Annotated in this window: 25 protein-coding genes and 1 tRNA gene; 12 read left to right on the forward strand and 14 right to left on the reverse strand. The window is 67.9% G+C overall.

Annotation, left to right across the window (positions count from 1 at the left end; genetic code table 11):
- Positions 1-57: 57 nt before the first annotated feature.
- From J2S44_RS22000 to J2S44_RS22025, 6 genes are all read left to right on the forward strand, one after another.
- A complete protein-coding gene (locus tag J2S44_RS22000; RefSeq protein WP_310417106.1) occupies positions 58-2,226 on the forward strand; it encodes a GGDEF domain-containing protein in 2,169 nt (722 codons plus the stop codon).
- 51 nt (positions 2,227-2,277) lie between these two features.
- Positions 2,278-3,207: a UTP--glucose-1-phosphate uridylyltransferase gene (locus J2S44_RS22005; RefSeq protein ID WP_310417108.1), complete on the forward strand. Its 930-nt coding sequence runs from the start codon at positions 2,278-2,280 to the stop codon at positions 3,205-3,207.
- A complete protein-coding gene (locus tag J2S44_RS22010) occupies positions 3,204-4,526 on the forward strand; it encodes a molybdopterin molybdotransferase MoeA (RefSeq protein ID WP_310417111.1) in 1,323 nt (440 codons plus the stop codon). The genes J2S44_RS22005 and J2S44_RS22010 overlap by 4 nt, the downstream gene beginning before the upstream one ends.
- Positions 4,527-4,563: 37 nt before the next feature.
- Positions 4,564-5,175, forward strand: a complete 612-nt coding sequence (locus J2S44_RS22015) for a GNAT family N-acetyltransferase (RefSeq protein WP_310417114.1) — start codon at positions 4,564-4,566, stop codon at positions 5,173-5,175.
- A 116-nt stretch (positions 5,176-5,291) separates the two neighbouring features.
- Entirely contained in the window at positions 5,292-6,203 is a 912-nt protein-coding gene (sepX, locus tag J2S44_RS22020; protein WP_310417117.1) for a divisome protein SepX/GlpR, read from the forward strand.
- 82 nt (positions 6,204-6,285) lie between these two features.
- Positions 6,286-6,362, forward strand: a tRNA-Ala gene (locus J2S44_RS22025).
- 144 nt (positions 6,363-6,506) lie between these two features.
- On the opposite strand, the gene J2S44_RS22030 is transcribed toward J2S44_RS22025, so the two are convergent.
- The 10 genes from J2S44_RS22030 to J2S44_RS22075 all read right to left on the reverse strand — a co-directional run bounded on the left by J2S44_RS22030 (position 6,507) and on the right by J2S44_RS22075 (position 15,051).
- Positions 6,507-6,905 carry a hypothetical protein gene (locus J2S44_RS22030; RefSeq protein ID WP_310417120.1) on the reverse strand — a complete coding sequence of 133 codons (399 nt, stop codon included), beginning with the start codon at positions 6,903-6,905 and terminating at the stop codon, positions 6,507-6,509.
- Between the two features lie 17 nt (positions 6,906-6,922).
- The gene (locus tag J2S44_RS22035; RefSeq protein WP_310417123.1) at positions 6,923-8,380 is read right to left on the reverse strand and encodes a tyrosine-type recombinase/integrase; all 1,458 of its coding nucleotides are present in this window, start codon (positions 8,378-8,380) and stop codon (positions 6,923-6,925) included.
- 22 nt (positions 8,381-8,402) lie between these two features.
- Positions 8,403-8,813, reverse strand: a complete 411-nt coding sequence (locus J2S44_RS22040; protein WP_310417126.1) for a helix-turn-helix domain-containing protein — start codon at positions 8,811-8,813, stop codon at positions 8,403-8,405.
- A 112-nt stretch (positions 8,814-8,925) separates the two neighbouring features.
- Positions 8,926-10,881, reverse strand: coding sequence for a DUF3987 domain-containing protein (locus J2S44_RS22045; protein WP_310429839.1), 1,956 nt, complete (start codon positions 10,879-10,881; stop codon positions 8,926-8,928).
- Positions 10,882-10,909: 28 nt separating this feature from the next.
- Positions 10,910-11,194, reverse strand: coding sequence for a hypothetical protein (locus tag J2S44_RS22050; protein WP_310417129.1), 285 nt, complete (start codon positions 11,192-11,194; stop codon positions 10,910-10,912).
- Entirely contained in the window at positions 11,194-11,463 is a 270-nt protein-coding gene (locus J2S44_RS22055) for a hypothetical protein (RefSeq protein WP_310417132.1), read from the reverse strand. The genes J2S44_RS22050 and J2S44_RS22055 overlap by 1 nt, the downstream gene beginning before the upstream one ends.
- A 137-nt stretch (positions 11,464-11,600) precedes the next feature.
- Positions 11,601-13,691 (reverse strand): cell division protein FtsK, encoded by a 2,091-nt coding sequence (locus tag J2S44_RS22060; RefSeq protein WP_310417134.1) that lies wholly within the window; start codon positions 13,689-13,691, stop codon positions 11,601-11,603.
- 162 nt (positions 13,692-13,853) lie between these two features.
- Positions 13,854-14,618 (reverse strand): ABC transporter permease, encoded by a 765-nt coding sequence (locus tag J2S44_RS22065; RefSeq protein ID WP_310417136.1) that lies wholly within the window; start codon positions 14,616-14,618, stop codon positions 13,854-13,856.
- On the reverse strand, positions 14,615-14,809 hold the full coding sequence (locus J2S44_RS22070; RefSeq protein ID WP_310417138.1) for a hypothetical protein: 195 nt from the start codon (positions 14,807-14,809) through the stop codon (positions 14,615-14,617). Before J2S44_RS22070 ends, J2S44_RS22065 begins: the two co-directional genes overlap by 4 nt.
- Complete coding sequence (locus J2S44_RS22075; RefSeq protein WP_310417141.1) at positions 14,809-15,051, reverse strand: DUF6284 family protein; 243 nt, start codon at positions 15,049-15,051, stop codon at positions 14,809-14,811. The genes J2S44_RS22070 and J2S44_RS22075 overlap by 1 nt, the downstream gene beginning before the upstream one ends.
- A 150-nt stretch (positions 15,052-15,201) precedes the next feature.
- On the opposite strand from J2S44_RS22075, the gene J2S44_RS22080 reads away from it, so the two are divergent.
- Genes J2S44_RS22080 through J2S44_RS22090 form a run of 3 tightly spaced genes read left to right on the forward strand, consistent with a single transcriptional unit; the run spans position 15,202 to position 17,861 of the window.
- Positions 15,202-15,981, forward strand: a complete 780-nt coding sequence (locus tag J2S44_RS22080; protein WP_310417144.1) for a GntR family transcriptional regulator — start codon at positions 15,202-15,204, stop codon at positions 15,979-15,981.
- A gap of 12 nt (positions 15,982-15,993) precedes the next feature.
- Positions 15,994-16,914, forward strand: coding sequence for a DMT family transporter (locus J2S44_RS22085; RefSeq protein WP_310417147.1), 921 nt, complete (start codon positions 15,994-15,996; stop codon positions 16,912-16,914).
- Entirely contained in the window at positions 16,911-17,861 is a 951-nt protein-coding gene (locus J2S44_RS22090; protein ID WP_310417149.1) for a UTRA domain-containing protein, read from the forward strand. Before J2S44_RS22085 ends, J2S44_RS22090 begins: the two co-directional genes overlap by 4 nt.
- Positions 17,862-18,460: 599 nt before the next feature.
- On the opposite strand, the gene J2S44_RS22095 is transcribed toward J2S44_RS22090, so the two are convergent.
- Positions 18,461-18,613 (reverse strand): hypothetical protein, encoded by a 153-nt coding sequence (locus tag J2S44_RS22095; protein WP_310417152.1) that lies wholly within the window; start codon positions 18,611-18,613, stop codon positions 18,461-18,463.
- Positions 18,614-19,055: 442 nt separating this feature from the next.
- Entirely contained in the window at positions 19,056-19,322 is a 267-nt protein-coding gene (locus J2S44_RS22100) for a hypothetical protein (protein ID WP_310417154.1), read from the reverse strand.
- Between the two features lie 572 nt (positions 19,323-19,894).
- Between J2S44_RS22100 and J2S44_RS22105 the strand changes: the two genes are divergently transcribed.
- From J2S44_RS22105 to J2S44_RS22115, 3 genes are read left to right on the forward strand one after another with little or no spacing between them, the layout of a single operon-like run.
- Entirely contained in the window at positions 19,895-20,731 is an 837-nt protein-coding gene (locus J2S44_RS22105; RefSeq protein ID WP_310417157.1) for a helix-turn-helix domain-containing protein, read from the forward strand.
- Positions 20,719-20,922, forward strand: coding sequence for a DUF397 domain-containing protein (locus J2S44_RS22110; protein ID WP_310417160.1), 204 nt, complete (start codon positions 20,719-20,721; stop codon positions 20,920-20,922). The genes J2S44_RS22105 and J2S44_RS22110 overlap by 13 nt, the downstream gene beginning before the upstream one ends.
- A 29-nt stretch (positions 20,923-20,951) precedes the next feature.
- On the forward strand, positions 20,952-21,497 hold the full coding sequence (locus tag J2S44_RS22115) for a Pycsar system effector family protein (protein WP_310417163.1): 546 nt from the start codon (positions 20,952-20,954) through the stop codon (positions 21,495-21,497).
- On the opposite strand, the gene J2S44_RS22120 is transcribed toward J2S44_RS22115, so the two are convergent.
- On the reverse strand, positions 21,498-22,223 hold the full coding sequence (locus J2S44_RS22120) for an adenylate/guanylate cyclase domain-containing protein (RefSeq protein ID WP_310417165.1): 726 nt from the start codon (positions 22,221-22,223) through the stop codon (positions 21,498-21,500).
- 44 nt (positions 22,224-22,267) lie between these two features.
- Complete coding sequence (locus tag J2S44_RS22125) at positions 22,268-23,200, reverse strand: hypothetical protein (protein ID WP_310417168.1); 933 nt, start codon at positions 23,198-23,200, stop codon at positions 22,268-22,270.
- Between the last annotated feature and the right edge of the window lie 1,019 nt (positions 23,201-24,219).

A 24,219-nucleotide genomic window follows, 5' to 3' on the forward strand; every position in this document is an offset into this window, starting at 1 on the left:
CGGGTCGTCCTGTGCCAGCATCGCAGCTAACGGGCTCGGCGTCATGGGGGGAGAGGCGTGACCCTGCGCGGACGGTTGACCTCCGCCTTCCTCGCGGTGGTGCTCGGCCCGGTGCTGCTCGGCGCCGTCTTCGTCGGCGGCGCGGTGGACGCGCTCGGCCGGGACCGGGCGCACGAGCGGCTCGAGCTGGCCGCGGGCGCGGTCCGCACCGAGATCGGTGCGCTCTGCGAGCGGCTCGCCGCCAGCGCGTCCGCGCTCGCCGTGCTCCCCGACCCGGGCCAGCGCGCCGGCCTGGCCGAACTCGTCGTCTCCCGCGGCCTGGCCACCGCCGTGCAGGTGGTGGACGCGACCGGCGCGCCGCAGCTGACCACCGCGGGACTACCCGCGTCACCGTGGGCCGACTGCGCCGCGCCGGAGCCGTCCGGCGGCCCGCCGCGCGCGATCACCGCCCGGGTCGAGATCCGCGACGGGTTCGGGCTCCGGGTCGCCGTGGTCTACGTGGTGCAGGCGGTGGACGGCACGCTGGTGCGCCGGCTGGCGGCCGCGACCGGCGGCGGCGTCACGCTGCTGGACGACGCCGCGGGTGCGGCACCGCGGGACGGCGCCGCACCGGCCGGCCCCGCGTCGGTGCGCTGGCTGACCGGCGACCGGACCGCGGTCTCCGGCGACGGCCGGTACCTGCGCCGCCTCGGCCCGGTCCCCGGCCAGCCGCTGCCGCTGGCCGTCTCGGTGCCCGCTCCGGACCGCCGCGACCTCTTCGCCGTGCTGCTCGGCATCGTGCTGCTGGCCGGCGCGCTCGCCGTGCTCGTCGCCGCCGCGCTGGCCCGCTCCACCACCCGGCCGCTGGCCGAGCTGGTCCGGGCCGCGGACCGGGTGGCCGGCGGCGACCTGGACACCCGGGTGCCGGTGCGCGGGCACGACGAGGTGGCCCGGCTCGGCGGCGCGTTCAACCGGATGACCCGGGAGACCCAGGCGTACGTGCAGGCGCTCACCGCCGGCCGCGACCAGCTGCGTCGCAACCTGCGCACGCTCGGCGAGACGCTGTCCGGCACGCACGACCTGGACCGGATCCTGCGGGTGCTGCTGCGCACCGCGATGGTGGCCACCGGCGCGCGGGCCGGTCTGGTGCTGCTGCACGACCCGGAGACCGGCCACCTGGTCGGCCGGTGCGCGGACGGGCTCGGCGACCGGACGCCGCACGCGGAACCGGCCGCGCTGCGGATCGCGGTCGGACGGGGCCTGCTCGGCGCGGTCGCCGCGACCGCGGAGCCGCGCCGCGGGCGGGTCCACCCGGACGGCGAGCCGCTCTGCCCGGAGGAGCCGCGCTGCCGCACGTACGTGGCGGTGCCGTTCTGCCCGCCGCACGACGACGCGGCCGCGGACAGCGGGCCGGCCGCGACCGGCGTGCTGGCGCTCTACGACCGGCTCGGCGCGGACGACTTCGACGACGTGGACCTGGGCACGCTGCGCACGTTCGCCGGGCAGGCCGCGGTCGCGGTGGAGAACGTGCGGGTGCACGAGGAGGCGCAGCGGCTGTCGCTGACCGACCCGGTCACCGGGCTGTGGAACTACCGCTACCTGCAGGAGTCGATCCGGCGCGAGGTGGAACGGGCCAGCCGGTTCGGGCGCACCCTGGCCGTGCTGGTGCTGGACCTGGACCACTTCAAGGCCGTCAACGACACGCACGGGCACGCGGTCGGCGACGCGGTGCTGGTCGAGTTCGCCCGCCGGGTACGGGCCGGGCTGCGCGAGGTCGACCTGGCCTTCCGGCAGGGCGGCGAGGAGTTCGTGGTGCTGCTGCCGGAGACGGACGCGGACGGCGCGGCCACGGTCGCGGAGCGGCTCGGCGCGGCGGTGCGGGACAGCCCGGTGCCGGTCGGCGAGCGGCTGCGGGTGCCGGTCACGGTCTCGATCGGGATCGCGGTCTACCCGCGGCACGGCGCGTCCGCGCAGCGCGTGCTGGACGCGGCGGACGAGGCGGTCTACGCGGCGAAGCGGGCCGGGCGCGACACGTACCGGGTGTGTGCGCCGCCACCGCCGCGTGAACCCACGGTCGTGACGGTCCCGGCCGTACCGCTGCTGGCGCTGGATTCTGAGCTTGATGTCCGTCTTAATCCTGTTTCGGTGGCGGGTGAGGCCGATGGGGCAGATGATGAGGGGGCAGCCGCGACGTCCTCCGGCGTGCCGTCGGGACCGCAGACGCCGCGGCAGAGCCGTGGCCGATAGTCTCGCGGCATGTCGGACCCCACCCTCAGCGAAGGTGCCGTGACCCGAGCCATGACCACGACAGACACCCCGCAGGCCACCCCAGGCCGCCGAGCCGTCAAGGCGGTCATCCCCGCCGCCGGACTCGCGACCCGGTTCCTGCCCGCGACCAAGGCCGTACCCAAGGAACTCCTGCCCGTGGTCGACCGGCCGGTGCTGCAGTTCATCGTGGAGGAGGCCGCGGCCGCCGGCATCACCGACGTGCTGCTGGTGACCGGCCGTGGCAAGACCTCGATGGTCGACCACTTCGACCGCCGCCCGGACATCGAGGAGCGGCTGCGCACCAAGGGCGACGACAAGCGCCTCCACGAGGTGCGCCGGACCAGCGAGCTCGCGGACATCTACACGGTGCGCCAGGGCGAGCCGCTCGGCCTCGGCCACGCGGTCGGCACCGCCGCCTCGCACGTCGGCGAGGAGTCGTTCGCGGTGCTGCTCGGCGACGAGTTCGTCGAGGAGGACAAGCCGCTGCTGCCCGCCATGCTCGACCTGCAGGCCCGGACCGGCGGCATCGTGCTGGCGTTCATCGAGGTGCCGGACGACGAGGTCTCCCGGTACGGCATCGCCTCGGTCGCCCCGGCCGACGGCTTCGCCGAGCACGGCGAGGTGGTCCGGGTGACCGGCCTGGTGGAGAAGCCGTCGAAGGAGGAGTCGCCGAGCAACTACGCGGTCGTCGGCCGCTACGTGCTCCCCGGCAAGATCTTCGACGTCATCAAGGAGACGAAGCCCGGCAGCGGCGGCGAGATCCAGCTCACCGACGCGATGGCCACGCTGCTGGCCGAGGGTACCCCGGTGCACGGCATCGTCTACCGCGGCACCCGGTACGACACCGGCATGCCGCTCGGCTACCTGCAGACCGTGGTGCAGCTCGCGGCCGAGCGGGACGACATCGGCCCGGCGTTCCGCGCCTGGCTGGGCGACTACGTCGGAGGACAAACCGGATGACCGCGACGGCCGACGCCGAGGCGGCCGCTAACGAGCTGACGCCACTCGCCGACTACCTGGGCAGCGTGCTGCGCAGGTTACGGCCGTTGCCCCCGCTCGACCTCGACCTCACCCAGGCGTACGGGAACGTGCTCGCGGAGGACGTGACCAGCCCGCATCCGGTGCCCGCCTTCGACCAGGCGGCCATCGACGGGTACGCGGCGCGCTGGGAGGACATCGCTGCGGCCGGCCGCAGCGGTTCGCACCCCGCCTTCGGCATGCACGAGGGCCGGGTGCCGGACCCGCGGCCGGTCCGCCTCAACGTCGTCGGCGACCTCGGCGCCGCCAGCTGGCGCCCGGTCCGGCTCACGCCCGGCGCGTGCTTCTCGGTCGCGGCCGGTTCGCCGCTGCCGATGGGCGCGGACGTGGTGGTGCCGGTCCCGTGGACCGACCAGGGGATGGCCGCCGTCGAGATCTACCAGGCCCCCAAGCGGGGGTACGGGCTGCGCCGCGCCGGCGAGGAACTGCCGGCCGGCTCGGTCCTCGCCCGCGCGGGCTCCTACGTCAGCCCGGCCCTGGTCGCGGTGTTCGCCGCGTCCGGGATCGGGCACGTCGTGGTGCGGCCCAGCCCGCGCGTGGTCGTGGTCGCGACCGGCGACGAGCTGGTCGAGGTGGGCCGGGCCAGCCAGCCCGGCCAGGTCGTCGACGCGAACTCGCACGCGCTCACCGCGGCCGCGGTCGAGGCCGGCTCGCTCGCGTACCGGCTGGGCATCTGCGACGACGACCCGGAGGGCCTGCGCACGCTGCTGGAGGACCAGACGCTCCGCGCCGACCTGCTGATCACCACCGGAGGCACCGGAACCGGCCCCGGCGACATGGTCCGACGGATACTCTCCCGGCGTGACGTCGGGCGCACCGGACCGGTCACGTTCACCGATGTGGCGCTCTATCCCGGAACCGCGCTCGGATTCGGTACGGTCGGTGCCGAGGAGGTGCCGATCATATGTCTGCCCGGGGACCCAGGCGCCGCACTGGTCGGTTTCGAGGTGCTCGCCCGGCCGGCGATCCAGCTGCTCGCGGGCGCGGAGCCGGTGTTCCGGCCGAGCGTGCGGGCGCACCTGCTGGAGACCGTCTCGTCGCCGGGCGGCCTGCGCGAGTTCCGGCCCGCGCACGTGGCCGAGCGGCGCGGCGGCGGCTACACGGTGCAGCCGCTGGCCGGTGGGCCGTACACGTTGTCCGGCATGTCGGAGGCGAACGGCCTGCTCGTGCTGGGGGAGCGGGTGACCAGCGCCGCCGCGGGCTCCACCGTGGACGTGTTGCTGCTCGACCGGCGGCGGTGACCGAGTGATCTGGGGGGACACTCCCGGGTGGCCGGTCATGCTGGCCGACGGGCCGGTGCTGCTGCGGCCGTACCGGCGCTCCGACGCGGCCGCCTGGTCCGAGGTGCGCATCGCGAACCGGGCCTGGCTGTCGCCGTGGGAGTCGGCGCCGCCCGGCCCGTGGCACGAGCTCAACTCCACCGCCGCCTTCCGGTACGTCTACCAGGACATGCGCCGGTCCGCGCGGCGCGGCGAGAGCATGCCGTTCGCGGTCTGCCTGCGCGAGCCCGGCCGGCCGGAACGCCTGGTCGGGCACATCAACCTGGGCAACATCGTGCGGCGCGCGTTCTGCTCCGCGTACATCGGCTACTGGGTCGACTCGCGGGTGGCCGGCCGGGGCATCATCCCGACCGCGCTGGCGCTCACCGTGGACCATGCGTTCGGCCCGGCCGGGCTGCACCGCGTCGAGGTCAACATCCGCCCCGAGAACAAGCCCTCCCGGCGCGTCGTGGAGAAGCTCGGTTTTCGTGAGGAGGCTTACCACGCGCGCTACATGCACATCGACGGCGCGTGGCGCGATCACATCGGATACTCGCTGACCAGCGAAGATGTCCTCACCGAGGGCGGCCTGCTGCGCCGGTGGCACCGGCTGCGCCAGCACACCGCATGATCTTTTTACCGGGGTACGGTCGGCGCGCCGTACCGTTTTGCTCCTGAGGCCCCCGTAACCTCGAAGAACTGGGACTTGACGGCGATCATGCGGTCGTCGATGGGGTGACGGGAGGGTTGAGGGTGCCGACCTCGGTGCTCCTCGCCGTCCTCGCTGCCGCCGGGCTGCTCGCCCTCGCGCCGGCGCTGGTCCGCCGGTACGACGCAACCGAGCGCCAGGTGGCGGAGCGGGCGCAGTCGACGGCCAGGGTGCTTGAGCGCCGCCGCCGTCGCCGCACCGTGCCCGGACGACGCCCGATCAACCCGCCCCGGCATCTGATGCCGCCGGATTCCGGCAGTTCCGTGCCATCTTCGCCTGATCATGCGGGTTTGTCCAGCTCTGCGAGGATTGAGTCGTCCACTCCGGTGTCCGGCCCACCCGGATCCGGCCGCCCCGGCGGCCGGCGGGGCCGGCGCCGATCACTGCGGCTGGTCCCGGACGGCGCCCGGCGCGCACCGCGGCGTCCCGCGCGCCGCCGCCGGCAGGCCACCGCCGTCACCCGGCGCCGGCGCGTCCTCGCCGCGCTCGTCCTCCTCAACGGCGTACAACTGCTCGGCGTCGCGGTCGTCGGCCCCGGCTTCTGGATCAGCGTCTCGGTGACCGGCGCCCTGCTCGTCGTCTACGTCGTGCACCTGCGAAACCGCGCCATAACGGAACGCCGCCGGCGCCGCCAGGAGGCCCGTGAGGCCGCGTGGCTGGCCCGGCGCCAGGCCGAGGTCCGGCAGGAACAGCGACGCCGCGCCGAGGCCCGCCGGGCCGACCGGCTGCGCCTCGCCGCCCAGCGCGAGGCGATCCGCCGGGCCGCGATGGGCCTGGACCGCGGCCCGGACACCGACCTGCCCGCCGCGGCCGACGGCACGGCCGGCCCACCGCCACCCCCGGCCAAGCCCCGCGGCGGCTCCGTCTCCTACCGCTCACCGGGCCTGCGCGGCCGCCCCTACCAGGCCGGCGGCGGCCCCGGCCAGCTGCGGCGGCCGGACTCCGCGTGACACGCGGGGGGTGATTCGCGTGCGGGTCCGCGGGCCTGTTAATGTTGTCCACGTTCCGCCGGGGGAAACCCGAGGCGGGGTTGGGGCTGTGGCGCAGTCTGGTAGCGCACCTCGTTCGCATCGAGGGGGTCTGGGGTTCAAATCCCCACAGCTCCACCAACGTAAAATGCAGGTCAAGGGCGGTCGCCGGAACTTCGGCGACCGCCCTTGACCTTTTGGTGTCCGAATTTGGGAGCGAGATGGGAGTGGATCTCCCGGCGTGGTGCCCTTGGTGTCGTTGCCGACGCGGCAAGCGTGACCCGCTTACAGGACCATCGGGCCGAAGTCCCTCACGCCCGTAGCGACGGCCGAGACGGTGCCGATCACCCCGGACACGGTGGCAAGGCGGGCGGGGGTAGAAGCCCAAAGTCCTCTACTGAAGTCCGCCCAGCGCCGGTTGTAGAAGAGAAGCTTGAACTTCTGCCAGCGATGCTTACGCAGGTGGCAGCCGAACATGAGCCCGTACGAGTTGTTGCGGCAGTACCTCTCCTTGGAGTTCTTGCTGTTCTCGGCGCCGCACCAGGCGGGTGCCGTGAACAAGGACCAGAAGATCACCAGGCCGGACAGGGCGTAGAGGACGGGCGGCCCGACTTGCCATGTCCACCACATGGTCAGTAGCAACGCGAGCAGGATCAGGCCCCAGTACCTCTGCACGAACTTCATAACCTCTAAGTAGTCGCCTAGGTACCTCTTGTAAAGGATGGTGTCTTCAATGCGAACGGTCGTACGGACTTGGTAGCCGCAAGAAGCCGATCGAGGAGCGGTACTGCGGACCGTTGCGATAGCTGAGCACGTGCCCGAAGCGAGTCGGCCCACATCTGCTCCAGCGCGTTGACGAGCTTCGTGCGCATCGCGGGACTCACGTGGTTGTAAACGCCACGCATGCCGGGCACCTCATGTCCCATGCGCTCCGACTGGAGTACGTACGACACCCCGGCCTCATCCATCCACGTGTGGTGCCCGTGGCGTAGCCCGTGCGGCGTCAGATCAGGCAGGATCGGCAGCCACGAAGCCACTGGTATCTCGGCCGGGATCGGCACGATGCCCCGGCCCCGCGGCTCTTGGAACGGCTTGCCCGGCACCACCGCCGGCCACGGCGGCAACGGGCTGCCGGGCCACGGCTGACTCGCGTCGACGAGGACCGGCTTTCGGGCGCGAGGGCTGCTGCCCCTCCGTACTGGGTGCCAGCCGTCCGCCGCCGGCCGGAAGACGCGCTCGCTGTAGTTGGACCGGCGGAAGTGTCCGCGCTGCGAGCCAAGAAACACGTACGCGTCGCCGGAGCACCAGGTGATCTCATCCGTGTCGGTCGCCTTCAGCGTGCACGAGCAGGTGCGCGGCGGATTGAGGCGCATGTACTCGCTGAGCATCGAACTGAGGAACGGCGGGAGGTCCAGCGAGCGCATCGAGCCGTCCTTCGGCCGGCCCCGGTAGAAGCGCCCGTTCAGCTCGTACAGCTTCCAGTGCACGTCGATTTTGTTCTTCCCGACGCAGTCCGGCATCAGGCCGATCGCCTCGCCCCACCGCATGCCGGTGTAGGCGATCGTGATCGCCATGACGAAGTCGGTGTCCTGCCCGGAGAGCGATGCCGCGCGCTCAGCGATCAGGAGCGCGTCCAGCGGCGACGCCCACACCTTCTGCCGCTGCTGCATCTTCTCTATCCGGCGCGTCCCCTTTCGCCCAGTGCCCTTCTTCCGCGCCGCCGGGTTGATCTGGATGTATCGCGGGACCGCGCTCGCGAGGATCGTCGCGAACGTCGACCGTGCGTCCCTGGCCGAGCGCCGGCTGAGGCCGCCGGTGACCAACTTCCGCTCCCAGATCGGCATCTCATGCTCGGTGAGCGAGCCCACGGCCCGCTCCCCGAACTCCGGCAGGATGTAGACCTCGGTCATGTACCGGTAGTTGCTCATCGTGGTCGGCTCCAGGTCCAGCCCCGAATACCAGGCGTTCGCGATCTCCGCGACGGTCACCTGACCGGCCCGGACATCCACGTACGTGTTCTTCCGGACCGAGGATTCCTGGTCGTTCGCGTAATCCTCCGCTGCCTTGCGCGTCTTGAAACCAGACTGCGATTCGAGCTTGCCGCTCGGGCTCACCCACCGGGCGCGCCAGAGATTCCCGCGCTTTTCCGCGTACGCCATCGTTCCTCCGGATCGTGGTGGGTCAGGCTGCGTTCTGCTGAGCTGAGGTCTTGCGCGGCCGCGCCCGCAGCGGCTCGTGAAGCGCCGGTTCGGACTGGCGGGTGCGCCGGCGCTGGATGATCGGCGTGACCTCGGCGGGAGCGGCCTCCTGAGCGGGTCCGCTCTCGAAGATGCGGATGATCGCCTGAAGGTGGCTGGCCGTGAACCGGTACGAGCCGCCCAGCAGCGTGAACGGAATCCGCCGCATCCCTGCCTGCCGCTCCAACCAGCTCTTCCGCACGCGCAGGATCGCGGCGGCCTCCTCGGCGGTGAAAATCCTGCTGACGATCTCTACTGATGGGGTCTCTGTGGTGTGCACTCGGAAGCCCTTCCGGCCGATGGGCGAGATCGAAGCGGGGGAGTGGAGATCGTCTGCGGGGGTCCCCGGAGCCACCGTCCGGCGTCCGTGCCCCGGACGTCCGGAACGGCTGTGACAGAACTGCCAGAACTGACAGAACCTCTGCGGTACGGGGGTTGTGGCAGTTCTGTCAGTTGTGTCAGCGGCTTCATGCCGTCCGCCGGGTGTCGCCGATCGGGTGGACGGTGGCGGCCGGCCGGTGCACCTCGGGGTTGACGAGGAACATTGGTGACGGTGGCCGGCCGCCGGTCCGTGGGCGTGCCGGTGGGTCAACCTGGCGGAGATATCCGTGGGCATCCAGCACGCTCAGCGCCGGCTCCAGGTCCGCGACCGCCCGGATCGTGGCGGACTTCGTGGCGCGGAACAGGTCGCGCTTGGTGAACGTGGTGGCGCCAGTGCGCTCGATCCACGCGAGCACGTGCCGCGCGTTGCGTGTGGCCTGATCGGCGCCCATGTCGTCGAACGCGGCCAGGGCGTGGGCGGCGTAGTAGTCGCCGAGCTGCGCCGCCCGGTCGATCGTGCCGGCCTCGACAGGCCTGCCCCATCCGTCGCGCAGGTGCTCCGCCAGATGGATCAGCCCGGCCATCCGGACGACGGCGCCGGTGTACTTGCTGCCCCAGTCCACGATGTGCCCCCACGCCCCACCGGGCGCAAGCCGCGGTTCTACCGCACGCTCGATGTCGAGCACCCGCGCGTTGGCGTCCTCGGTGAGCGGCAGGACTGCCGGATCGGTCCACTCCGCGAGCGTCAGAACAAGGGCACCAAGGCTTTCCTGGTACGCGTCCGCGATCTCGACCGGCACGGGGTCAGCGCCGATGCGCCGGAACCCGACCGTGTTCTCCGGCAGCGCGAACAGGATGCGCGCCAGCAGCCCGAGCCCGCGGAAACCCGGCATCGACGCGATATCCCGCAGCACATCCGGCTGCACGGCCAGGCCGAGCGTCAGCGCTGGCTTGGGGATGTGCAGGGCCTCTCGGGATAGCCGGCCGACGCGCATCATGTCCCCGGCGTGGCCCTTGAGGAACACCTCCAGGTTGGGCGTGCCGGAGTACCTGCCGGCGATCGTGGCGAAGATGCCGCCCTCCGGCGACAGCACCGCCAGCCGGCCGCCCTGGTCCGCGAGCAACTGCGCGGCCGTCTCGCTGGTCACGTCATCCGCCACCAGTTGAGGCACACCGGGGACCGTGACGGCTTCGGCCTGCATCGCGGCGGCCGTTGCTTCCGCGAGCAGCGTGTCTCGGCCGGAAGCGTCCGCGTTCGCCGCTGCCTGTGCGGCCTTCTCCGCGGTCTTACCGGCGACCCGCGCCGCCAACTCCGCCTCGATGATCGCGGGCTTGGTCCGCTCCACTAACGCGGACTCGGCAGCAAGCAGCGGCCCCGTGATCGCCGCGAACACCGCAGACTTCCGCGACCCCGGCGGCAGCACCACAACCGTGAACAGGTTCGTGGGCTCCCGCCACGATCCGCGCACCTCCACCTCGGCGCGTCCACCGGCGGCCGTCGATAGTGCCGCGAGCGCGATCCCGCCCGCCAGGTCGATCGGTGTCTGTGTGAACTCGGAGACCGCCCGCACCATGTCCGCCACCCACCCCGGCAGCACATGAGCCGGGAACACCGGCAGATGCCGCCCGGTGCCCAGCGGAATCAGCGGCGCCCACCCCGCGGCAGCCCCGGTGTCGTCGAGCAGCGCGCGGCCGGTCGCCAGGACATCGGCTGTGTCCGTGCCGGAGTCCGCGAGCTGGGTGAGCCGCAGCCCCAGCGTCGACACCTCCCGCCGCCGCGCGTGCCCCGCCACGATCTCCGCGTAGTAGCCGGCACTGGCGACGCTCGGCACCTCGGAGATCAGCGTGTGCAGGTACGGCGCCCCACCCACCCGCGCCAGATCCCCGACCTCGGCCAGATGCGCCGCGAGCGTGATCGGATCGGCCGGCGTACCGGCCGCATCCAGTCGGCAGATGGCCTCCCACAGCGCACCGTGGGCCGGTCGGTAGAAGTCGCCGGGGCTGAGCTTGGCCGCAAGCTCGGCAACAGTCGACGGCGCGAGCAGGGCAGCGCCGATGACGGCTTGTTCGGCGTGCTGGTCGTGCGCGGGGCTGTTCATGATGCGGCCTCCTTTCCAGTTGAGCTGTGGATCAGCGGTACGGGTGCGGTGCCGGCCGCGCGGCGAGCGCGACCCGGCCGAGCAGGACGCGGAGGCCGGAGAGCATGGCGAGCAACTGCCGACGCGCCGGCTTCTCACCGGGCGCGAGCGCAACCCAGAGCCGGACCTCGGCGTACTCCCGGCCGTTCTCCGTCCGCGTGCGCCAGACGACGGCACGGCCCCGATGCGGCAGGCTCACCACGATGTCTTCGGAGCGGTGTTCGCCCATGCCGCATCGGTGGTTGCCCGCGCACCAGGCGGTGTGAGCCGTGTCCATCAGCGGCCGTTCCGGTGCAGGTCGCGTAGCGCGTTGATCACGCGCCGGCCGATGCGAAGCCGCCGGCCGTCTCCGTCGCATCCCCGGCAGAGCCCGAACGCACGGCCGAACGGTGAGCGGCGCTTGCCGGTGCCGTGGCAGCGCGGGCAGACCCCGAACGGCCAGAGCCAGCACCCGAAGAGGTAACAGCCGGTGACAACGGCGAGGATCAGGAGGAGAAGCGCAGTGCCGGTTATCTGGTCGGTAGCGGTAGCGGCGTACGTGGGCATGAAGGTGCCTCCAGGGCCGGTTTTTGGGCGCAAGGGGTCGCTGGCGCTACCCGCTACCTCGACAGATAGCGGCTGGCCAGGGTGGTAGCGGGTTGAGGTAGCGGCGGCGCTACCGGTAGCAGCGCCGCCGCTACCGACTAGGCGCTCTTACGCCGCTCGATCGCGGCATCCAGGTCAGTCACGCGGGCACCTTTCAGCACCTCGCCGCGGATTTTGACGTTCACGCTCGGTACATGCTCGCGGAGCTGGGCTGAGATCGCGTCGGCCGTGATGTCCGCGTAGTGCTCCGGCATTCGCTCCGCCATCCGGCCGGCGATCGTCGGCCAGTGCAGCCCGTTCTCCCCCGGCAGGAACACCGACCGGACATCGGCCAGCACATCCCGCACCTCACGAGCGATGGACTCGCCGGCTGCGTCCCCGGTGAGCGTGCCGGCTGCCTCCCGGTGCCGCCGCGCGGCCGTGAGGATCTTCTCCGCGTCCTCGGCATCCGCGAGGTAGGAGCGGACCGTGGGCGTCTCGTCCGCCGCACCGTAAAGGATGCCGACGCCCCGGTACTGCGCACCGGACGGCAGCGCGGACGCGTCGAACCCTTCGCTGTAGGCGTCCGAGCCGAGCAGCGCCATGGACACATCCCGGTTGCCGCACTTGAGCGCGAACCGCACCGTGTGGTTGTCCCGGTACCGGTTGAACAGCCGCTGCACATCCCCGGCCCCGATCCCGGACGGCTTCTGCGTGCTGGACAGGATGACCACGCCCGCGGACGGCCCGACCGCCATGATGTACGACAGCAGCGCCGCGATCTCCTTGTTCACCGCCTGGTCGTCGGTCTCGTAGTAGACCTGGAACTCCTCCATGACCAGCACCCACACCCGAAGCTGCTTGTACTTCCGGGACAGCTCCCGCGTGAGCTTCCCGTCCGGGCACTCCGCCGTGGGCAGCTTCGACAGGAACTCGTTCACCGACTCGATGTGCTTCTTGATCTCCCGTAGCGCCTCAAGAAGGTGCGTGATCGGGTCGTTGTCCCGGTGGTTCGGCACGGTCCCGAACACCATCCGGTGCGCGACCAGCCGGAACTTGTCCCAGTCCGGCGACAGCTTCCCGTCCACCACCGTGAGGCGCACGTACGGATCGAGCGCCGCAAACAGCGCCAGAGCACGCGCGAAGTACGTCTTGCCCTTCCGCGGCTGCGCCCCGACCAGCACCGCGATCCACATCAGCAGCAGCCCCACTTTGCGCCCCCGCTCATCCAGCCCGATTGGTGCGTCGGTCCAGATGTCGCGCGGCTTGCCGTCCAGCAGCGGCGTCCGGCCGGCCGCGATGGCGAGCGGGTCACGATCGGCCACGAACAGCCGATGCCGCCGGTGCGACGTGGTGTCCCGGGTAAGAAAGACCTGGTTGATCGACACATCCAGCCCGGACGCGATCGACCCTTTCGCCTTCACCGCGTCGTCGAACGTCTTCCCGTACGGCAGATCGATGTCGACCTGAGATCCTGTCCCGGACGCGTCCCGCGCCATCGTCGACCCGAAGCTGATCTGCTGATTGGTCCGATCCGGATGCCCGAGACCCGCGGCGTAGTAGGCGCGCAGGATGATGTCCGGGTTGATCCGCCGGTACCGTCCGGTCACCGTCGCCGGCGTCACGATCGGCCGATCCTGTGGGCGCCCGAGGTGCGCCAGGAACACCACTCCTCCGGCGCCGACCGCGCCGAGTGCCCACCACGGCGCAGCAGCGTAGAACAGCGGCCCACCGATCGCGCCGGCCAGCAGTTCCGCGATCAGGACCGCACCCCGCCACGCGCGGGTGGCCTTGACCTCCCGATGCAGCTTCAACCACATCTGCGGATCGTTCGCGTCCGCGGCAGCCTGCCGAAGCCCGTACTGCTCCGACACCCACCACCACTTGATCTGACGGCCGACCAGCCGGAACACCCCGACCACCGCCCAGAACAGCGCTTTCACCAGATACAGCGGAGAGCGAAGGGCATGAAAGCCGACACGGTACGACGTGAGCGCGGCCGTCTGCTTGAGGCTGTGCTTGATGTTCGGCCAGGTCGACCAGTCCACCGGCACGATCGGCAGCCGCCCCGATCGCGCGGCCCGCGGCTCCACCGGCATGCCGCCAGGCTGCGGCGTCTCGTCGAGCGCCGCGTCGAAGTGGGTGTCTGCTGTTGAGCGGTTGCGGCGTACACGCGCCGCGTCCAGGTCGACCACCGGGGCATCCGCCATTTCGGCTTCCGCCGCACGCCAGTCGAAGTCGCCTGAGCTGTTGTCCTTGGGTCCTGAGACCATGAGGGTTCTTCCTCCAAGAAGCCTTCGGGCGAAACGGTGTGAAGGGACCGGCGGCGCGGCACTGGTTTCCAGGCCGAGGGGCCGCGCCGCCGGGCGACGTTAGGAACGTCCGTCGTGATTGAGGTGCGCCAGCGCCGCGCCCATCCCGAGGACCGCGACCGGCAGGCACGCGACCACGGTCGTGATCTGCCAGGGCGCCTCGGTGATGCCCGCGGCTTCCATGTGGTGGTAGGCGACCTGGCCGAGCGCACCGAGGACCAGCGAGCCGATCGCGGACCACTTGGCGAACCGCCGTGCCCGCACGCTGACCTGAGCCGAAAGCCAGATCCGCAGCGCGTACGCCGCATAGGTCTCGACACCGATCGGGAGCGTGATCGCGGTGTTCAGGCTGAACCCGTCCGCGATCCCCGGAAGCGGGTGCACCACCCCGAACCCGGTCATCTCCCCGAGCCCGACCCACCCCGACCAGACGGCCGCGAACGCGGGCAGCGCCAGGATCAGCACCGGCCACGAAGGCACCGACCGCACCTTGACCGCCGTGCCCGGGTCTGCGACCTCCCCACGCAGCTCCGACACCTCGGCCGTCGCCGGTGCGCTCTCGGTCGCCGGAACCGGCAAGGTCTCCGGCTCGGTCGCCTCCGGCACCGGGTCCGGCGTCGTCTCCTGAGTCGCCTGCTCCGGCACCTCGGGATCGGCCGGCGCCCCGTTCTCCAGCGCCGCGCGGATGGCCTTGGCCTTCGGCCGGCCCACCTTCAGCTCCGTCTTGATCCGGTTCTCAGACGGGATGACCCCCAGCGAGGCCACCAACTCCTGAGCACGGGGGAGAAGATCCATCACCTGAGGCGGGTACGCGGAAACGGTCATCGCGCGACTCCTTCAGCGCTGGTGGGCTTGGCGTAGAGGAAGCGGAAAATGCTCTGCTGAAGCCGCACCAGGTCCGAGCCGGCCGTGATCGGTGGGTAGCCGCGCCGCTCCAGCACCTCCGCCAGGTCGAACAGCAGCCCGTATGTGAACCGGCCGTCGTTCTCCGGAGCGGGCATCGGGTAGGTCTCCATCAGGCGGCCCTCCCCGCAAGCTGGATCGCCGCACGGTGTCGGCCGTAATAGGCCCGCGCCTCGCGGATCACCACGCGCTCGGCCTGCCGCACCTGGTGCCGCGTGATCTCGTCGCCTCCGGTGACCATGAGCCGGATCTCGGCGTCCAGCAGCTTGACCTCCGCCATGATCAGCGGCATTTCCTCCTCCACAGCGGCGAGATCCTCCGCCGTGGGTTCCTGTGAGAACGGGTAGATATGCACACGCACTCCCTGCCGTTAGCTCTCAACTGGCTTGAGCCAGTCAACTGGCTTGAGCCAGTTTGGGCGAGGGAGTGACGTCTGTCAAGAGCTGGCTTGAGCCAGTTGCGGTACGCTGCCGAGAGACGCATCGAGAACAGGCAGGCACCGACCATGAGCGACAAACCCGAGGCTGACACCCGTCTCCCGAGCCGCCGCATCGCCGATGACCTGCGCGCCAGCATCGAGCGCGGCGAGCTGCCGCCCGGCGGCAAGCTGCCCTCAGAACGCGACCTGGCCTCCCGCTATGGCACCGCCCGCAACACGGCACGCGAGGCCATCAGCATCCTTCAGAGCGAAGGCCTGGTCATCGCGCAGCACGGACGCGGCGTCTTCGTGCGCCCACAGACCCCGCTGATGCGCTTGGGCTCCAACCGGTACTCGCGCCGTCTGCGCAGCGAGACCGGCCTGTCCCCGTTCCGCATCGAGGTCACCAAGCAGGGCCGCGTCCCGAAAGCCGAGTGCCGCTCCGTCACGACCGAGCCGCCACCGGCCGACGTGGCAGACCGCCTCGGTATCGACCCGCAGACCCCCGTCATCCGCCGCGAGAACTGGTACTTCGCCGATGACGAACCGGTGCAGGTCGGCGTCACGTACATCCCGGTCGACATCGCCGGCGACTCGCCGCTTGCCTCGGAGAAGAAGCTGGGTAAGGGCAGCATCTACGCCCGCTTCGAAGACCTGGGCTACCCCATCGCGCGCATCCGTGAGGAGATCTCCGCGCGCATGCCGAACCCGGAAGAGATGACCGGCCTGGCGATGCCGCCGGGCGTACCCGTGATCGAGGTGCTGCACACCAGCCTCGACGAACAGCGCAAACCGTTCGAGGTCACCCGCTTCGTCATGCGCGGAGACCTCAACGGCCTCGACTACGAAATGCCGATAGAAGACTGACGGAGGCCGTACGTGAGCCGCAGCAGCCTGGCAAGACTCGCTCTCCTCGCCCTCCTCTGGGGCTCGGGATTCCTCTGGATCAAGCTCGCACTCCGCGGCTTCAGCCCGGTGCAGATCGTGCTCATCCGCCTAGCTCTCGGCGCCATGGTCCTCGCCCCCATCGCGCTGGCGCGCGGCATGCGCATCCCCACCGGCCTGGCGACCTGGACGCACCTCTTCGTGGCGGCGCTGGTCGCCAACGCCATCCCGTACACATTGTTCGGGATCGGCGAACAGACGGTCGGATCGAACGTCGCCGGCGTCATCAACGCCACCACCCCGCTGTGGACCATGCTGGTCGCGTTCCTGGCCGGCACCGACCGGAAAGTGACCCCGCAGCGCGGCGCGGGGCTGGCACTCGGCTTCGCCGGCACGATCCTCATCTTCACCCCATGGGAGTCCGCGTCCGAGATCGCGAGCTGGGGCGGTCTCGCCATCCTGGCCGCATCCGCGAGCTACGGAATTTCCTACGTCTACATGGGCAAGTTCCTGACCAACCGCGGCATCCCACCGCTGATGCTCTCCGCATCCCAACTCGCCGCGGGCACAGCGATCATGGTGGTCGCGCTGCCGTTCGGCGGACTCACCGCTCCAGATTGGCGGCTGGACGCGGTACTCAGCCTGCTCATCCTCGGCATCCTGGGCACCGGCGTCGCTTACGTCCTGAACTACCGGCTCATCGGCGACGAAGGCCCCACCGCAGCCTCCACCACGACGTATCTGCTCCCCGTGGTCGCCGTCATTCTGGGAGCGCTCGTGGTCAACGAGGCGATCACCGTACCCATGATCGGGGGAATGATTCTGGTCCTCGGTGGCGTCGCCCTGGTCCAGCGCCGCACGCGCCGGAACGCGTCGAAGCCGACCCCCGACCCAGTCAAGAATGAGGCCCGGTGAGCAACGCCGATCCACGCTTTCCGCACCTCATGCGGGAGCTGCGCGAGAACAGTGGCCTGTCACTCCGGCAACTGGCCCGGCTGGTCCACTACTCGCACGCCTACCTCTGGGACATCGAGACCGGCCGCAAGCCGCCCACACCCGAGATAGCCGCAGCCCTTGACTCGGCCTTCGACGCGGGAGACGCCCTTACCAGCCTGGCGGATGCGCGGACTGAAGCCGAGAGCAGCGCCCCGGACTCAATCGCCCGCGGCCCCATCCCGCCCTACGTCGATCACCACCAACTCGAAGACCTGGCACAGCGTGCGCGATCCGCGTCCAGCGACGCCGAAACGCGCAACACCGCAGGTCAGTGGGCGCGGTACGCGAGCTTCCTCTACGAGACGTTCGTTCGTAGCAGGCCTCGGCTCCTACGGTTCGGCGCCGCGAGGTACTCCCGGCGTTCCCGGACCGAGAGCGGGACATCGCCCTTCCGCATGGAGGTTCTGCAACAGGGACGAACACCGACCGTGGAATGCCGATCGGTAACCCGGCGGCCGGCACCACGGAAGGTGTCAGACCGCCTCCTGATCGAAGCGGGTGAGCCCGTCGTACGCCGCGAGAACTGGTATCACGCCGACGCAGAGCTGATCCAGATCGGCGTGACGTACGTGCCCACCGACATCGCCCAGACCTCACCGATCGCCCGGTCGAAGTTCCTCGGGCGCGGATCGCTCTACTCCCGCTTCGAGGACCTTGGCTACCGGATCGACCGCATCCGCGAAGAGGTCACCACCAGGCTCCCGGCCCCCGGCGAGGCCGCCGCCCTCAATATCCAAGCCGGCGTACCGGTGCTCGAAGTCATGCACACCAGCTACGACAAGTCCGGCCGGCCCTTCGAGGTCACCTGCTTCACCATGCGCGCAGACCTGGCAGCCCTTGAATACGAGCTACTGGTGAACGATTGACCTGTCTGCCGCCGCACGGCTGACAGCCGTAGCCCGGTCACCACCCTCATGATCCGGCAGGCTGGGTCCGAGACCAACGCTCTTCATCAGGCGTGATCTCTATGGCTAACTCCGGCCGGCGCACTCACCCTCGCGCCGCTGGAGCCGAGACGAGGGGACATCACTTGAGCGTGCCGTTAGGAAGGTCCGCACGCGCCTCCCCGGTGTGACGCGCGGAAGCTACCCGGCCCCATGCGGAGAAGGCCGACCTCGTGTTCAAGGCCGACCTCTCCCACGATGCGCAAGCAGACCGCTCGCTTGAGCCGTGACTACCCGATGAGCCGCTCTGTTTGCGCTTCCGCGATCTCGGGGTGCTGGAAGGCAGATTGCACAACAAATGCACCTACCGGACGGTCCTTGTTCCTTCCGATTATCGCGATACCAACAATTTTGATCCAATCCGCTTTCTGCATAGTCAACAGCTCAGGCGAGTGGAACTCAAGGCGGATTCTGATGGCACGGACGTCACCGGCCCGATCGAAATCCCCGAGGTAAATCGTGTCTCCGGCCAGACGGCAGCACTCATCCCGACCATGGCTTCCGCACTCACCCGCCATGGCCTATCCCGCATCCGATGCCGTGAACTCCCGTGGCTGGGCCTCCGCAGCCACGCCGTCCACCATGGCATTCAGGCAGAACTTGGACAGCTCCAGAAGATCCTTGAAGGCGATCCCCAGCTCGTGGTGCGCCTCGTCCGAGTCATCCGTGAACACATCTATCTCCAGACGCATTTCCCCCGGCGCACACACAGACTCGGCAACCCACGCCACGAGCCGCGTCCCGCACGCATCCTCCTCAAGCCGAATCTCACCCGGCCCCGACCGATGCCGCTGGTGCACATCCGGCGAATCCGCCAGGCACCACTCCGAAACACACCATCTCGGATGTTCGATACGAACCCCGGTCCCACCTGTCGTCTGCGACGGCATAAATCTCTCCTCCTCGACTCGGCGACAAAGCTGGAAACGCAAACCACCTGGCGACGCGTCCCTTTCTGTCGCTAGGACTATTTCCCGGAATCGAGACCGTGAGAAGGCCTTCAGCCTCCAGCCTTCCTCTGGTGAGGATCGGAGAAAGGCCGGTGGAATTGCGGAATGGCTTGGTAGAGGATCGGTGGCCGGTCCCGAGCGGCCCACACCCACTCCTCAGCTCCACCTATGCCTCTGCCGCTTCGCGTCTCAGCGCATCCTTGTGCACGACGAAGAGGCTCACCGGTCCGACTTCCTCATCGCCGTTCACTTCGACTGCGCGAATGCGGACCCACTGCACATTCAGCACAGACCAGAGCAGATGCGAGCCCTGCACGATCCGCACATCGAGGTCTCGCACACCGTCTTTCACATTGAATTTGTCGAGGTGAACGATGTCGCCAACAGTATGGAAATCGTCCGCACCCTCACGGCGCTTACTCTCGCCAGCCATGGCCTACGACTCCAGGCCGGTCGGGTCTCTGGGTACCGCCATCTCATCTATCGCGGATCGTGCTATGAGCGAGAGCGTCAGCCTGTTCATTCCCGCCAGACTCTTTCGGCTGAGGATTATCTCGCGTACCGCATCCTCGACATCGTCCGACCGCATGTCGATTTCAACCCCCTCGTCATGCGGGTCCGCCACCGGTTGCGTCACCCTGATGGTGAGCCAAAAACCCGTCAGATCGTTGCATAGCTCCAGCCTCATGGGGACGGACCTATGCCGAGCGGCATACGGCGCATCCGCCAGGCATTCCGCCGGGGAGCACCATCCCGGATGCCCCTCCGTGCCCACCACATATCCGCCATTCTCGGACTCAGACAAAGAGATCTCCTCCTCGTTTGCCGGCGCTGCGCCACACGGTGCATCCCGATTGATGGCGTGTGCGCACCCGCCCTTTGGGGAAACTATTCCTGAATGCCGAGGACGAGAAAAGGTGTTTCATGGCCAACGCACCTTAGGTCTAAGTTTGAGAATATGTGGTGGCACTCCACCATTGGCCGGTGGAACCCCGGTGGTGCCTCATGGCGAATGAGCAGCGCACGCCCGTGCATCCGCTACTGCGAGCACTCGGCAAAGAACTGAAACTCGCCCGACAAAGGCAGAACATCAGTCAGCAGGAACTCGCCAAGGAGATTCATTTCTCCGACAGCCTGATATCCGCCGTCGAAACCGGCCGCCGCCCTGCCAGCGGCGACCTCATCTACCGCGCCGACGACGTACTCCACACCAACGGACTTCTCGGCCGAATCCTGGACGCCGCACAGGAAGCCGCAACTCGCGAGATCATGCCCGACTGGTTCCGCCCCTGGGCCGAGATCGAGGAGACCGCCACAGCGCTGCGCGCCTACCAGCAACTCACCATCGACGGCCTACTCCAGACGCCGGCCTACGCCCGCGCCATCCTCCAGGCCGGCATGCCCACCGCCGACGACGAAACCCTCCAGCGCACCACCGACGCCAGATTCCACCGCCAACACGTCCTCGACAGCGACACCCCACCCCAGCTCATCATGATCCTGGAGGAGGCAGCTCTTCACCGCCCCGTCGGCAGCCCCACCATCATGCGCGACCAACTGGAAGCCCTGGCTCATGCCAACACCACCGGCCGCGCCGAAATCCACATCCTTCCTACCGACGTCGGAGCCCACCGAGGCATGTCCGGCTCCTTCGTCCTGGCAAGCCTCCCCGACGCCCCCGACGTCGTCTACATCGACACCCACCTCCGCGGCCTCCTCATCGAGGCTCCCGCAGACATTGATGCCACCCGCCGCATCTGGGAAGGTCTTCTGGGGGAGGCCCTCCCGCGACGTCTATCCACCCACCTGATCAAGGAAGTGGCGCAGAAATGGAAAACCTGATCTGGAAGAAGTCCGCTCGAAGTGGCCCCAATGGCGGTCAATGCGTCGAGGTGGCCGTCGCTGAACGCATGGCGTATGTCCGCGACAGCAAGGACCCTGATGGGCCTGTCCTCATTTTTGCTGCACCGGCATGGGCTCGCCTGATTGAATCAGGCTGTGCGTTGTCGGAAAGTGGTCGCCGGGGTTGCTGAGGGTTTGGCTCGATTGAAAAGGTATATCTATGTCTCTTTGGCGGAAGCGTGAAGCCCTCAAGGGGCCTGAGTCATCGAACCTGTCGACGGATGACGCGTGGAAGGCACTGGCGCTTGTTAATGATTGGATTAAGCACAGTGAGACGAAAGCTGCGGTGTCGCTCGCTGCTGCCGGGGTCGCTGGTGGGATAATCTTTAATGTCTTGAAGGCGGAGAGTAAGCACTCCGTTGTCACTGTCGTTCTGGCTTCGCTGTGTGCTGCGTGCGTTATGCTGGCGGGCGTCTTTGCTGGCGTAGCGCTCTGGCCTAGGCTTCGTGCTACAGAGGCTCCTACAAGTACGCTGTACTTTAATCACATTGCGCGTAAGTACGGCAAAAATTCTGCGGACTATTCGAAAGCCTTTCTGGGCCTCATTGAGGATAAAGAACGTCTGGTCGGAGAGATTTCGCAGCAGATTTCTTCAAACTCGCGGGTGGCAACTGCGAAATTTTTCTGGGGTGGACTAGCTGTAATTCTCTTGTTATCGGGCTTGTTTTTCCTTGGCTTGACGGCTGTATTTGTTCTAGCAACCTAGCTATCCGTAATACTGTTTCGTCCAGGCCTCCATCGTGCTGTTGACGACGTTTGCCTGAAAGCAGTTGTGGCGAAGATTTATTGATGTCATTGCCTTGTATGTGTCTTGAAGATTCGTGTGGAAATCGTCGGACATCATGATCGTTTGATCGCCATATGACTGGTTTCCTGCTGCGGCTAGCTTGGCCGCAGAATTTACGACATCTCCCATGTAGACCACGTCCGAGATGCCACTACCTGAGTACCCGGCTTTGATGACCAGGGCTCGACCCCATGACGCGCCAATTCCGACCGTTAAACCTGCGATCGCCTTTCGGGCGAGTTCTTTGTTCAGCATTTGGATGACAGAGTTCATGCTGGCTAGCAGTGAGAAAACTGCATTAATGTCTGGCTTTTTGGGTGTGTCGTAGATTCCCCAAGCCCCGTCGCCAACAATATTGACCTCATTGCAGGTTTCCAGGGAGTTCATCACGGCGATGATCTCGCTAATGTAAGATCGATAGATCCGGGCAAGAGTCGGCCTTCTGTGAACTTGCGGGAGCTTGGACGAGCCCCTAATGTCGATAAATACCGCGGTACAATTGGCGTAGAATCCATTGCCATAGGTAAGCTTGCTGCGATCAGGAAGGGACTGAACCTCGGTGTAATCCACGTCGCTTTGGTTGAGAATCGCGTTCATTCTGAGCGCACTTGCGATGTGATCGTAGGCTTGATAGTTGCTTCGCATCGTTCCTCGGAGTGAGATTTCTAGCGGTGCGGCTGCTTGGTAGGTTAAAATCCCATGCCGGAACGTCGGGCCCGTAGAGCGGTGCGCTTTTGCTCGGCGGTTAGTGAGATTGCGCTTCGAAGATTGTTTGCGACCTCCTTCATCTTGGCTGAATTGACTTCGACGCGCTTCTTGTTGCCGCGGAGAATGGCTGCGCAGAACTCCTCGCCGTGAGTTTCACACCACTGAGAAGAGAGCTTTCTTCCTTCGGCGTCCGGATCGCCGTCGGGCAGGCGGTCAATGGTGTGGTCTTCCCAAATGGTCGGGCTTGGGCCGTCGCCACACGGGCATGAGTACGTGAGGAATTCGTTTTTCGAGACTTCATCCCAGACAGTTCCCGTGACGGCCATGAAGTGCCGGTCCACTCCTTGTGCGGCTTTGGCGGCATAGTTCACGGCCTTGCCGGGCCAAATGGGCTCTTGCTGATTCGGGTTTCTTGGTGTGCCGACTCGCTTTACTAGGAGACGGCTTGCTGCAATCCCTACCTTGTAGCCCGTTTTGGGGATTTCCTCATCATTGGGCCAGCGATCCTCTAGTCGTTTCACCAGCTTGAGACTAAAGGTCTTGATTGTGATGCCAGCGCATAGGGCGCGTTCGTAACGCTTGTCACCCCAAAAGAGTGCGAATGCCCCATCGCCTTGAATAGAGAGAAAATCGGCGTCAAATTCATCGAAGATTCTTACGACTCCGCCTGTGCTGGCCTGATAGATGCTCGCAGTGCTCTTGGCGTGCTTTCCAGTACCCAGACGCGTGGAGTTCTTGAGGTCGGCAACGACTGCAACGGCGTCGGTTACTCTGTGCCACCTTCTTGCCTGAATGGGGAGGTCGTCGATGTCTAGATTGTGGCCTTTGTCGACCACCTCCGGACCTGAGGCGAATTCGTCTTTAGCTGTCTGATCGAGTTCCTTGATCAAATCAGCAAGATCGACTTCGGTCATGGTTTCTCCTTCTGGGTAGCGCTAGCCAGAAGGGTACGTGGGGGGTCCGACAAAATTGGAGCATGGAGACTCGCGGCGGTGCTGTGGGGCGTCTTGGGCGGTGCCGACGGACCCCGGCAGGGCAGGGGCGTGTGGTGGCTCGGTTCGGCGTGTGGGAGTGGGGTGGGAGCGGAGGGGGTGAGTCAAACGCGTGCCGGCGTACCCAATGCCTCCCGCGGAGCGGCCTCAGGCTGCATGGACGACGGAAGGGACGGTTTGGCTGTGATCCGAACTTTGTTCGCATCGAGGGGGTCTGGGGTTCAAATCCCCACAGCTCCACGAGACTCTGGACGCCTCGTGTTCGCGGAAAGCGCGAACGCGGGGCGTCTCGTCATTTCTGCTCCGGGGGCCGAGCCCCCGGACGCCCCGCGGGTCGGTGGGGGCGTTTCGCTGGCGTGTGCGGTGTGCGATCCGGTGGGGGCGTGGCGTCGGGCTGTTGCGTTCGTTGCCTTTCATCCCTGCTCCTGCGCCGTCGTGAGCCATTCGTTGCGGGCGGCCTCCAAGCCGGAGTGGGCCGCACGAGTGGCGATGACAGGGCGCCGACGAGGTCCGGGATCGCCAGGTTCCAGGTCCCGGCGCCTCCGGAGGTCAAGACGATCTGCCGGTACTTCGGGCTGATCTTGGATGCGAGCTGGTCGGTGATCTGGCGGCTGTACCAGTAGAAATCGTTGACTTCCATGGGTTCCATAGGTGCGGCGGCTAGGTCGGCCGCTTGGCCGGTGGGTTGGTGGTGACGCCCTCGCCGCTGAGGGGGTGGCCGCCGGAGATGCTGCCGTCCGGCGTGGGGCGGCGCGAGATCAGCCGGGTCCGGGAACCGTTCGGTGCCTTCGGCTGCGTTTGTGGGTGCTCGCCTGTGGTGTTGTGGGGGTGCGGTCGCCGCGGCGGGAAGGGGGTTGAGATGTGCGTCATAGTGGGGTGTTACGGCGTGCGGGAATGTTGCTTTTAATTGTTTTGTGTCCCGTTCTTTGTGGGTGTAAAGC

The sequence above is a fragment of the Catenuloplanes niger genome (assembly GCF_031458255.1).
Taxonomy (GTDB): Bacteria; Actinomycetota; Actinomycetes; order Mycobacteriales; family Micromonosporaceae; genus Catenuloplanes; species Catenuloplanes niger.

Coding starts and splice junctions, on each gene's coding strand:
- J2S44_RS22005 (WP_310417108.1), top strand. CDS start 2,278: ATGACCACGACAGACACCCCGCAGGCCACCCCAGGCCGCCGAGCCGTC.
- J2S44_RS22010 (WP_310417111.1), top strand. CDS start 3,204: ATGACCGCGACGGCCGACGCCGAGGCGGCCGCTAACGAGCTGACGCCA.
- J2S44_RS22120 (WP_310417165.1), bottom strand. CDS start 22,223: ATGCGAAGCAACTATCAAGCCTACGATCACATCGCAAGTGCGCTCAGA.
- J2S44_RS22060 (WP_310417134.1), bottom strand. CDS start 13,691: ATGGCGGATGCCCCGGTGGTCGACCTGGACGCGGCGCGTGTACGCCGC.
- J2S44_RS22050 (WP_310417129.1), bottom strand. CDS start 11,194: ATGGACACGGCTCACACCGCCTGGTGCGCGGGCAACCACCGATGCGGC.
- J2S44_RS22105 (WP_310417157.1), top strand. CDS start 19,895: ATGGCGAATGAGCAGCGCACGCCCGTGCATCCGCTACTGCGAGCACTC.
- J2S44_RS22115 (WP_310417163.1), top strand. CDS start 20,952: ATGTCTCTTTGGCGGAAGCGTGAAGCCCTCAAGGGGCCTGAGTCATCG.
- J2S44_RS22035 (WP_310417123.1), bottom strand. CDS start 8,380: ATGGCGTACGCGGAAAAGCGCGGGAATCTCTGGCGCGCCCGGTGGGTG.
- J2S44_RS22080 (WP_310417144.1), top strand. CDS start 15,202: ATGAGCGACAAACCCGAGGCTGACACCCGTCTCCCGAGCCGCCGCATC.
- J2S44_RS22070 (WP_310417138.1), bottom strand. CDS start 14,809: ATGGAGACCTACCCGATGCCCGCTCCGGAGAACGACGGCCGGTTCACA.
- J2S44_RS22055 (WP_310417132.1), bottom strand. CDS start 11,463: ATGCCCACGTACGCCGCTACCGCTACCGACCAGATAACCGGCACTGCG.
- J2S44_RS22110 (WP_310417160.1), top strand. CDS start 20,719: ATGGAAAACCTGATCTGGAAGAAGTCCGCTCGAAGTGGCCCCAATGGC.
- J2S44_RS22125 (WP_310417168.1), bottom strand. CDS start 23,200: ATGACCGAAGTCGATCTTGCTGATTTGATCAAGGAACTCGATCAGACA.
- J2S44_RS22030 (WP_310417120.1), bottom strand. CDS start 6,905: ATGAAGTTCGTGCAGAGGTACTGGGGCCTGATCCTGCTCGCGTTGCTA.
- J2S44_RS22100 (WP_310417154.1), bottom strand. CDS start 19,322: ATGGCTGGCGAGAGTAAGCGCCGTGAGGGTGCGGACGATTTCCATACT.
- J2S44_RS22015 (WP_310417114.1), top strand. CDS start 4,564: ATGCTGGCCGACGGGCCGGTGCTGCTGCGGCCGTACCGGCGCTCCGAC.
- J2S44_RS22065 (WP_310417136.1), bottom strand. CDS start 14,618: ATGACCGTTTCCGCGTACCCGCCTCAGGTGATGGATCTTCTCCCCCGT.